This is a genomic window from Bradyrhizobium sp. MI1.7 (assembly GCF_055811795.1).
In genome coordinates, this window is record NZ_JBVVPO010000025.1 from 36,209 (window position 1) to 46,180 (window position 9,972).

Annotated in this window: 6 protein-coding genes; 2 read left to right on the forward strand and 4 right to left on the reverse strand. The window is 65.1% G+C overall.

The window, feature by feature from the left end:
* Positions 1 to 70: 70 nt before the first annotated feature.
* From AC0L3X_RS22630 to AC0L3X_RS22645, 4 genes are all read right to left on the reverse strand, one after another.
* Entirely contained in the window at positions 71 to 1,177 is a 1,107-nt protein-coding gene (locus AC0L3X_RS22630) for a CaiB/BaiF CoA transferase family protein (RefSeq protein WP_354131681.1), read from the reverse strand.
* 231 nt (positions 1,178 to 1,408) lie between these two features.
* Positions 1,409 to 2,209 carry an FAD binding domain-containing protein gene (locus AC0L3X_RS22635; protein ID WP_028149283.1) on the reverse strand — a complete coding sequence of 267 codons (801 nt, stop codon included), beginning with the start codon at positions 2,207 to 2,209 and terminating at the stop codon, positions 1,409 to 1,411.
* 13 nt (positions 2,210 to 2,222) lie between these two features.
* Positions 2,223 to 4,565: a xanthine dehydrogenase family protein molybdopterin-binding subunit gene (locus AC0L3X_RS22640; protein WP_063980503.1), complete on the reverse strand. Its 2,343-nt coding sequence runs from the start codon at positions 4,563 to 4,565 to the stop codon at positions 2,223 to 2,225.
* Positions 4,566 to 4,650: 85 nt separating this feature from the next.
* Positions 4,651 to 5,136, reverse strand: a complete 486-nt coding sequence (locus tag AC0L3X_RS22645) for a (2Fe-2S)-binding protein (RefSeq protein WP_063980504.1) — start codon at positions 5,134 to 5,136, stop codon at positions 4,651 to 4,653.
* A gap of 332 nt (positions 5,137 to 5,468) precedes the next feature.
* Here AC0L3X_RS22645 and AC0L3X_RS22650 point away from each other — a divergent pair, with 332 nt between their 5' ends.
* Both AC0L3X_RS22650 and AC0L3X_RS22655 read left to right on the forward strand, forming a co-directional pair.
* Entirely contained in the window at positions 5,469 to 7,508 is a 2,040-nt protein-coding gene (locus tag AC0L3X_RS22650) for a methyl-accepting chemotaxis protein (protein WP_231143781.1), read from the forward strand.
* A 234-nt stretch (positions 7,509 to 7,742) separates the two neighbouring features.
* Positions 7,743 to 9,776: a methyl-accepting chemotaxis protein gene (locus AC0L3X_RS22655; RefSeq protein ID WP_063980506.1), complete on the forward strand. Its 2,034-nt coding sequence runs from the start codon at positions 7,743 to 7,745 to the stop codon at positions 9,774 to 9,776.
* Positions 9,777 to 9,972 lie beyond the last annotated feature (196 nt).

Below are 9,972 nucleotides of genomic sequence, written 5' to 3' on the forward strand. Positions count from 1 at the left end.
TTGTGGAGAGATGGTGGGCACGGCGCTTCGCGCCTTTGCCCACCCTACGCGATCTTTGCCGGGGCTAGATCTACCTCTTCCACGCAGCCGTCACCGCACCAATCTCCGCGCCCTCCGGCTCCCGCACCGCCGACGGCGTGCGTGAGAACCGCGGCGCGGGCGCGGGCTGCTTCACGCCGTGGCGCTCGAGGAAGACGTTGCGGGCGACCATGTGCGGATGCTCGGTCGCTTCCGACATGGTGAGCACCGGCGCGAAGCAGATGTCGGTGCCTTCCATGATCCTGCACCAGTCCTCGCGGGTCTTGCTCCTAAACACGGCCTGCAATTTCTGCTTCAGCGCGGGCCAGGCCTTGGGGTTCATCTGCGCGTCGAAGTCGGCATCGGTCAGGCCCGCGTGCTCGCGCAGCAGCGCGTAGAACTGCGGTTCGATCGAGCCGATCGAGACGAAGTGTCCGCAGGCACATTCATAGACGCCGTAGAAATGTGCGCCGCCGTCGAGGAAGTTCTGGTTGCGCCCCTCGCTCCAGCGGCCGATCGTCTTCATGTCGAAGAAGAACGACATCAGCGATGCCGCGCCGTCGCACATCGCGGCGTCCACGACCTGGCCCTTGCCGGACCTTTGCGCTTCGAGGAGGGCGGCGAGCACGCCGACGACGAGATAGAGCGCGCCGCCGCCGAAATCGCCGACCAAATTGAGCGGCGGCACCGGGGCTTCCTTGGTGCCGATCGCGGCGAGCGCGCCGGTGATCGAGATGTAATTGATGTCGTGGCCGGCCGCGTTGGCCAGCGGGCCTTCCTGGCCCCAGCCGGTCATGCGGCCGTAGACGAGTTTTGGATTGCGCGCGAGCACGACGTCGGGGCCGAGCCCAAGCCGCTCCATCACGCCGGGACGAAAGCCCTCGACCAGCGCGTCGGCGCTGGCAAGCAGGTCGAGCACCTCTGCGATCGCCGCCTTGTCCTTGAGGTCGAGCTCGATCACCTTGCGGCCGCGGCCCGCGACCGACTTCATGCTCTTCTTCGCACCGACGCGATCGAGCGTGACGACATCGGCGCCCATGTCGGCGAGCATCATGCAGGCGAATGGGCCGGGTCCGATGCCGGCGAATTCGACGACACGGAAACCCGAGAGCGGGCCGGAGGTGCGGACGGAGGAGGTGGGCGCTGGTTTATCGAGCACGTTGTTGTTTCCTCGGGTCGCCGGCGAATTCCGGTGGTCCGGCAATCGCCTTTGACGTTCCTCTTTGGGGGCGAGTTAATTGGCTGATTAACTTTTCTCGCCTTCATGTCCGCGAGGCAAGCGGTTTTCATGCATGGGCGCATAATAAAAGCGGCGCGCATTTCTGCGCGCCGCGGAAGATTTGTGTTGAGGCGCTAAGGCGCGACGCGCTGTCGCGCTTTATCGACGCGATCAGCCCGCGGCGGCCACCGCGCGCTGCGCCATCACCTTGACGAGGTTGGCGCGGTATTCGGCCGTGCCGTGGATATCGGCCAGCAATCCGCTCGCCGGAATGCTGACATTGTCGAGCGCCGACGGCGACCAGTTCGCCTTCAGCGCGGCTTCGATCGCGGGGACCCGCATCACGCCGCTCTGCGAGGCGCCGGTGGCGGCAACACGGATCTCGCCCGACTTCGTCTGCGCGACGAACACGGCGGTCAGCGCGAAGCGTGAGGCCGGATGCCGCATCTTTTCGTAGCCCGCCTTCGCCGGCACCGGGAACGACACTGCGGTGATGATCTCGCCGTCTTCCAGCGCCGTCGTGAACAGGCCCTGGAAGAAGTCCTCGGCCGAGATCGACCGCTTGTTGGTCTTGACGGTGGCACCGAGCGCCAGCAGCGCGGCCGGATAATCCGCGGCGGGATCGTTGTTGGCAATCGAGCCGCCGATCGTGCCGCGATAACGCACGGCGGGATCGCCGAGCACCGAGGTGAGATAGGCGATCGCGGGGATCGCCTTCTTCACGTCGGCATTCTGCATGATGTCGAAATAGGTCGTGCCGGCCTTGATGGTCAGCACGTCGCCCGAGAGCTCGACGCCCTGCAGCTCCTTGATCTTGCCGAGATCGATCACGTCGGACGGGCTGGCGAGCCGCTGCTTCATGACCGGCAGCAAGGTCTGGCCGCCGGCGAGGAATTTCGCCTCACTGCTCTTGCCGAACAGGGCGACGGCCTCGTCGACCGAGGAGGGGCGATGATAAGTGGTCTGGTACATCTTGTTGCTCCTCTCAGGCCGCGTGGATCGTGCGCCACACCCGGTCCGGGGTTGCGGGCATTTCCAGATTGTTCTTGCCGATCGCATCCGTGATCGCGTTGATCACGGCCGCAGAGGCGCCGATCGCGCCGGCCTCACCGCAGCCCTTGATGCCCAGGGGATTGCCCGGGCACAGCGTCGTGGTGTGGGAGAGGTTGAACGAGGGCAGGTCGTCGGCGCGCGGCATGGAGTAGTCCATGAACGAGGCCGTGACGGGCTGGCCGTTGGCATCGTAGATGGCGTGCTCGAGCAGCGCCTGCCCGATGCCCTGGGCAAGGCCGCCATGGACCTGTCCCTCGACGATCATCGGGTTGATCAGCCGGCCGAAATCGTCGGCCGCGACGAAGTTGACGAAGGAGGTCTTGCCGGTGCCGGGATCGACCTCGAGCTCGCAGATGTAGGCGCCGGCCGGGAAGGTGAAGTTGGTCGGATCGTAGAAGGCGCTTTCCTTCAGGCCCGGCTCCATCCCGTCAGGCAGATTGTGCGCGGTGTAGGCCGCGAGCGCGACCATCGGGAAGGCGATCGCCTTGTCCGTGCCGGCCACCTTGAACTCGCCGTTCTCGATGACGATGTCGCCCTCGGACGCTTCGAGCGCATGCGCCGCGATCTTCTTGGCCTTGGACTCCATCTTCTCCATGGCCTTCAGGATCGCGGTGAGACCGACGGCCGCCGAGCGCGAGCCGTAGGTGCCCATGCCGAACTGCACCTTGTCGGTGTCGCCATGGACGATCGAGACCTGGCTGATGGGAACGCCCAAGCGTTCCGCAACGAGCTGGCAGAACGTGGTCTCGTGACCCTGGCCGTGGCTGTGCGAGCCCGTCAGGATCTCGATGGTGCCGACCGGGTTGACCCGCACTTCGGCGGATTCCCACAGACCAACGCCGGCGCCGAGGCTACCGACGGCCTTCGACGGCGCGATGCCGCAGGCCTCGATGTAGCAGGACACGCCGATGCCGCGCAGCTTGCCGTCCGCCTTCGCCTTGGCCTTGCGGGCTGCGAAGCCGGCATAGTCGATCGCCTTCATCGCGGCATCGAGCGAGGCATTAAAATCACCGGTGTCATAGGCCATGATCACAGGCGTCTGGTGCGGGAACTGGGTGATGAAGTTGCTCCGGCGCAGTGCTGCCGGATCGACCTTGAGCTGCCGCGCCGCCGTCTCCATCAGCCGCTCGATCAAATAGCTCGCCTCGGGGCGGCCTGCGCCGCGATAGGCGTCGACCGGCGTGGTGTTGGTGTAGACCCCGACCACCTCGGCATGGATCGCCGGGATGTTGTACTGGCCCGACAGCAGCGTCGCGTAGAGATAGGTCGGGACCGACGAGGAGAACAGCGACATGTAGGCGCCGAAATTGGCGTAGGTCTTCACCTTCAAGCCGGTGATCTTGTTGTTGGCATCGAACGCCATTTCGGCATGGGTCACATGGTCACGGCCATGCGCATCGGTGAGGAAGGCCTCGGTGCGGTCGCCGGTCCATTTTACTGGACGGCCGACCTTCTTCGAGGCCCACAGCGCCACCATCTCCTCGGGATAGATGAAGATTTTTGAGCCGAAGCCGCCGCCGACGTCGGGGGCGATCACGCGCAGCTTGTGCTCGGGGGCGATGTTGTAGAACGCCGAGAGCACGAGGCGGGCGACGTGCGGGTTCTGCGAGGTCGTATAGAGCGTGAAGTGCTCTTCCGCCGCGTCATAGTCGGCGATCGCCGCGCGCGGCTCCATCGCGTTCGGGGCGAGGCGGTTGTTGGTGACGTCGAGCTTGACCACATTGGCGGCCTTGGCGAAGGCGGCATCCGTCGCGCCCTCGTCGCCGATCACCCAGTCATAGACCTGGTTGCCGGGGGCTTCGGGGTGAAGCTGGGCTGCGCCGGCCTTGATCGCGGCATGGATATCGGCGACTGCCGGCAGCTCTTCATAATCCACGACCACGGCTTCGGCCGCGTCGCGCGCGAGGTTCTTGCTGTCGGCGATCACGACCGCGACGGCCTGACCGACGAAGCGCACGGTTTCCGGCGCCATCGCCGGCCATGCGCCCATCTTCATCGGGCTGCCGTCCTTGGAGGTGATGGCCCAGCCGCAGATGAGATTGCCGACCTTGTCGTCGACGATCTGCTGTCCCGTGAGCACGGCGACCACGCCCGGCATGTTGAGCGCGGCGGATGAATCGATCTTCTTCACCTTGGCATGCGCATGCGGGCTTCTGATGAAATGGGCATGGGTCATGCCCTGCAATTTGATGTCGTCGACGTAACGGCCTTTGCCGGTAATGAAACGCTTGTCTTCCTTGCGCACGACGCGCGCGCCGATGCCTTCAACACCCATGTCTGGTCCTCCCGACCGGAAGTTTCTTTGACTGCGCTTTCCCTCGAAAGCGGCAGCGGTGGTTCTTTATTCGAGGCGCGCCGATTTACTCGGCCGCCTGCGAGACCTTCATGCGCCCGGCTGCGTCCAGCACGGCCTTGACGATGTTGTGGTAGCCGGTGCAGCGGCAGATATTGCCTTCGAGCTCTTGGCGCACGGTGGGCTCGTCGAGCTGGCCGCCATGGCGGTGCACGATGTCGATCGCCGACATGATCATGCCCGGCGTGCAATAGCCGCATTGCAGGCCGTGATTGTCGCGGAAGGCGGCCTGCATCGGATGCAGCTCATCGCCCTTGGCGATGCCTTCGATGGTGGTGACGCTGGCGCCGTCGGCCTGGCCGGCCAGCATGGTGCAGGATTTCACCGCCTTGCCGTCCACGTGTACGACGCAGGCGCCGCACTGGCTGGTGTCGCAGCCGACATGGGTCCCGGTGAGGTTGAGGTGATCCCGCAGGAGTTGGACCAGCAGCGTGCGGTCCTCGACGTCGACGGCAACGGCCTTGCCGTTCACCGTCAGTTTGACTGTAGACACGGAATATACCTCCCCGGATTGATTTTGATTGTTTCTAATTAGAGACCGCCGCCCCCTGACATTGCAACTAGGATTTTGGTCACGCCGGTCATGGAAAAGTTATCGATCCTGACGAGCGGGCAATGACTTGGGCCGGCGAAGCGGGTCGACCGCCGCAAAATGGTCGGCCCATGTGGGATGCCAGCCGTCATCCCATCCGGTCGGCTTTTGGCCGACAAAGCCGGAAATTGCGCAGGTGCGGCGAATTTACCGCCCTTTATCCATTCTGCCCTAGTTTTGCGCATCCGGCGGGGCGCCTCCGGATCACGGCTGAATAGAAAATGGGGGTTGGAATGTCCGGGCGTATCGCGTCGCCGTCGAAGCGTACAATATTTCCGACCCTCCGGTTCCGCGCCAAGATCATCCTCGGCTTCGCCGCGGTGCTGGTGATCTCCGCCGGCAGCATGGCTTTCTCTTATTTCGGTTTCGAGCGGGTCTCGGCCGGGGTCGGGTCCTACCGCAGCAGCGTCACCGAGGCCGATCTCGCCCGCAACATCGACCGCGAGCTGCTCGCCTACCGCTCGGCAGTCCGTTATTTCGTCGTCACCGGCAAGGAGGACGATGCCAAGGCAGCGCTGGACGCCGAGACCGGCCTGAAGAGCGCCATCGACCAGGCGGTCAAGAGTGCCCAGAAGCCGGCGCGGCAGGAGGGCCTCAACAAGCTCGCCAAGGAATTCTCCAACTTCTCCGCAACCTTCGCAAAGGTCCTCCAGGCCAAGCGCGACAGCGCGCTGCTGGTGCAGAACCAGCTGACGCGCCAAGCCAATCTCCTGAAATACAAGCTTGACGATATCGGCAACAATGCCTCCGATTCCGAGGCGCAGTCGATCGAGTTCGGCACCAAGCAGGTCAACGCCCAGTTCCAGACCGCGAGCGCGGCGGCGACCAATTTCGTGCTGACGTCCGACCAGGCGATCGCGACCAGCGCGCTGGCGCGGCTGAAATTCGTCGAGAATTCGCTCGGCGCGGTCTATTCCATGGACGACAAGATCGTCGCCGGCCTGAAGGACGCCAAGACCATCCTCGTGGCCTATCGCGAAGCGCTGGAGAAGCTGATCGCCAACGCCAAGATGGTGGATGAGCTCGTCACCGAGATGAGCGGTTCTGCCGGTGCGATCCTGCAAGGCGCCACCGCCATGAAGGCGGACCTCGTCGCCGAACAGCAGCGGCTGGATTCGGAGTCGGAAGCGACCATCGGACGGACCGAGCAACTGGTGCTGATGCTGGCCGTCGGCGGCACGCTGCTCGGCGCGATCCTCGCCTTTCTGCTCGGCACCGGCATCTCGCGTCCGATGATCGCGATGTGCAAGGCGATGCGCGAGCTCGCGTCGGGCAATTTCGACGTCGTGCTGCCGGGCCTCGGCCGCAGGGACGAGATCGGCGAGATGGCCGGCGCGGTCGAGGAATTCAAGGTTCAGGCCGTGGCCAAGGCCGAGCGCGACGCCGCCGCCAGCGAAGCCCAGAACAAGGAACTGGCCACCGCACGTCGTTCCGAGCTGATTCGCTTCGCCGATGACTTTGAAAGCGCGGTCGGTGCCATCGTGTCGAACGTGTCGGCTTCCGCTGTGCAGCTCGAATCGGCGGCGTCCACACTGACCCGAACCGCCGAAACCACGCAGACCCTGTCGAGCCAGGTCGCCGGTGTCTCCGAGCAGGCCTCGAGCAACATGCAGTCGGTCGCAACCGCGACGGAAGAGCTTTCGGCCTCCGTCGAGGAGATCGGCCGCCAGGTCCGCGATTCCAGCCGCATCGCGGAAGATGCGGTGGTTCAGGCCAAGGAAACCGACGGCCGGATCGGCAAGCTGTCGCACGCCGCCCAGCAGATCGGCGAGGTGGTCAAATTGATCACCGCGATCGCCGAGCAGACCAACCTTCTGGCGCTCAACGCCACCATCGAGGCGGCGCGTGCCGGCGAGGCCGGCCGCGGCTTTGCCGTGGTCGCCAGCGAAGTGAAGTCGCTGGCCAGCCAGACCGCGAAGGCCACCGACGAGATTTCCTCGCACATCGCGGGCATGCAGGGCGCGACGGCCGAGTCGGTCGCCGCGATCAAGGAGATCGGCGCCACCATCGGCAAGATTTCGTCGATCTCGACCTCGATCGCGAGCGCCGTGGAAGAGCAGGGCGCCGCGACGCAGGAGATTGCCCGCAGCGTCCAGACCGTCGCGCAGGGCACCCAGACCGCCGCCACCGACATCGGCCAGGTCAACCGTGGCGCCGCCGAAACCGGCTCGGCCTCGGAGGAGGTCCTGAATTCGGCCAAAACCCTGTCCAGCGAAAGCACCCGCCTGCGCGCCGAGCTCGACCGGTTCATGGGGAATATCCGGGCGGCATAAGGCTCGGCCGCGTCCGAAGCCGCTGCCGTCGCGTCACTCTCGGCTGTCGTCCCGCGAAGGCGCGTGAGCGCGGGGACGACAGCCGAGTGCGCATCTCCCCGCGTCACCTAACCGCAAGTTGCGACGCCATAAATTTACCGCCGCTTATCCTTTGCACTCTACCGTGCTCACGAGTCAGGAAGCGGGCTGCTTCCGGGCTGCGCCTGGTTTTCCGCGAATGGAATGGGGTGGGGAATGCCCGTCAAGTCGACGCCGAACACATCGAAGCTCTTCACCCTGCGTTTTCGTGCAAAAATCATCCTCGGCTTCGTGGCGGTGCTGGCCATCCTCGCCGTCAGCATGGCTTTCGCCTATTTCGGCTTCGAGCGGATCCAGGCCGCCGTCGCCTCCTACCGGGCCAGCGTGTCGGAAGCGGACCTCGCGCGGACCGTGGACCGCGAGCTGATCGCCTATCAGGGACTGGCGCGGGCCTATACGCTAACGGGCGCGACCGATGACGAGACCGCGGCCAAGGCCGCCGAAGAGAATCTGAAGGGCGCGATCGCCAAGTCGGTGGCGGCCACGACCGGCGCGGCGCGCCGCGAGCAGGTCGGCAAGCTCGAGGCCGAATTCCAGCGCTTCACCAAGGTGTTCGGTGAGATCATCACGTTGACCCGCGAGAACAACAAGATCGCCGCCGACGAGCTCAACAGCGTCGGCAACAAGATCCGCTTCAAGTTCGACGATCTCGCCGATACGGCCGCGCTGGCGGGCCTGAACTCGGTTCAGACCACCGCCAAGGACGTCACCTCGCAATATCTCGCGGTCTCCACCTCGGTCAGCGCCTTCGTCGCCAAGCCGGAGCCGAAGACCGCCGACGGCGTGATCGCCCGCATCAAGTTTTTGGAGACCCTGCTGGTCTCGATCTATGCCAATGACCAGAAGATCACCGACCGCGTCACCGAGATCGGCAACCTGCTGAAGCAGTACCGCACCTCTTTCTCGAAGCTGACCGAGAACGTGAAGATCATCGTCAAGTTGAACGGCGAGATGACCAAGACGGCGGCGGGCATTCTCAAGCTCTCGGCCGAGTTGCGGTCCGATCTGACCTCGGATCAGCAGCGCATCGAAGCGAGCGCCAACTCCACCATCACCGAGACCGAACGGCTGATGCTGATGATGGCGCTCGGCGGCCTCGCCATTGGCGCCGTGCTGGCCCTGATGCTCGGCAACGGCATCTCGCGTCCGATGATCGCGATGTGCAAGGCGATGCGCGAGCTTGCGTCCGGCAATTTCGACGTCGTGCTGCCGGGCCTGGGCCGCAAGGACGAGATCGGCGAGATGGCTGGCGCGGTCGAGGAATTCAAGGTTCAGGCTGTCGCGAAAGCCGAGCGCGACGCCGCCGCCAGCGAAGCCCAGAACCGCGAGCAGGCCGCAAGCCGCCGCTCCGAGCTGATTCGCTTTGCCGACGATTTCGAGAGCGCCGTCGGCGCCATCGTCTCCAACGTCTCGGCCTCGGCCGTGCAGCTGGAATCGGCGGCCTCCACGCTGACCCGCACCGCCGAGACCACGCAGAGCCTGTCGAGCCAGGTCGCCGGTGTCTCCGAGCAGGCCTCCAGCAACATGCAGTCGGTGGCAACCGCGACGGAAGAGCTCTCGGCCTCCGTCGAGGAGATCGGCCGCCAGGTGCGCGACTCCAGTCGTATTGCGGAAGCTGCCGTGGTGCAGGCGAAGGAAACCGACGGCCGCATCGGAAAACTCTCCCATGCCGCGCAGCAGATCGGCGAAGTGGTCAAGCTGATCACGGCGATCGCCGAGCAGACCAATCTTCTTGCGCTCAACGCCACCATCGAGGCGGCGCGCGCCGGCGAGGCCGGCCGCGGCTTCGCCGTGGTCGCCAGCGAAGTGAAGTCGCTGGCGAGCCAGACCGCGAAGGCGACCGACGAAATCTCCTCCCACATTACGGGGATGCAGGGCGCGACCGCCGAGTCGGTCGCCGCGATCAAGGAGATCGGCGCGACCATCGGCCAGATCTCGTCGATCTCGACGTCGATTGCGAGCGCCGTCGAGCAGCAGGGCGCCGCGACGCAGGAAATCGCCCGCAGCGTCCAGACCGTTGCGCAGGGCACACAGACCGCAGCCACCGACATCGGTCAGGTCAATCGCGGCGCCGCCGAAACCGGTTCGGCCTCGGAAGAGGTGCTGAACTCGGCCAAGACGCTGTCATCCGAAAGCACGCGCCTGCGCGCCGAGCTCGATCGCTTTATGGGCAATATCAGGGCCGCGTAAGGCTCGCCGCGCGTCAGGCGCTTGGCGCTTGAAGACCTCGCTATCGCCTCATACTCCGCTGTCGTCCCGGACAAGCGCGCCCGTAGGCGCGCGCCGATCCGGGCTCCCTTCTCCCCGCGGATTGTTGAGACGGGCGGGGGTAACTCCAAGTCTTCGCCAAACCACTCCCTGGGGTTTTGGTCCCGGGTATGCGCTT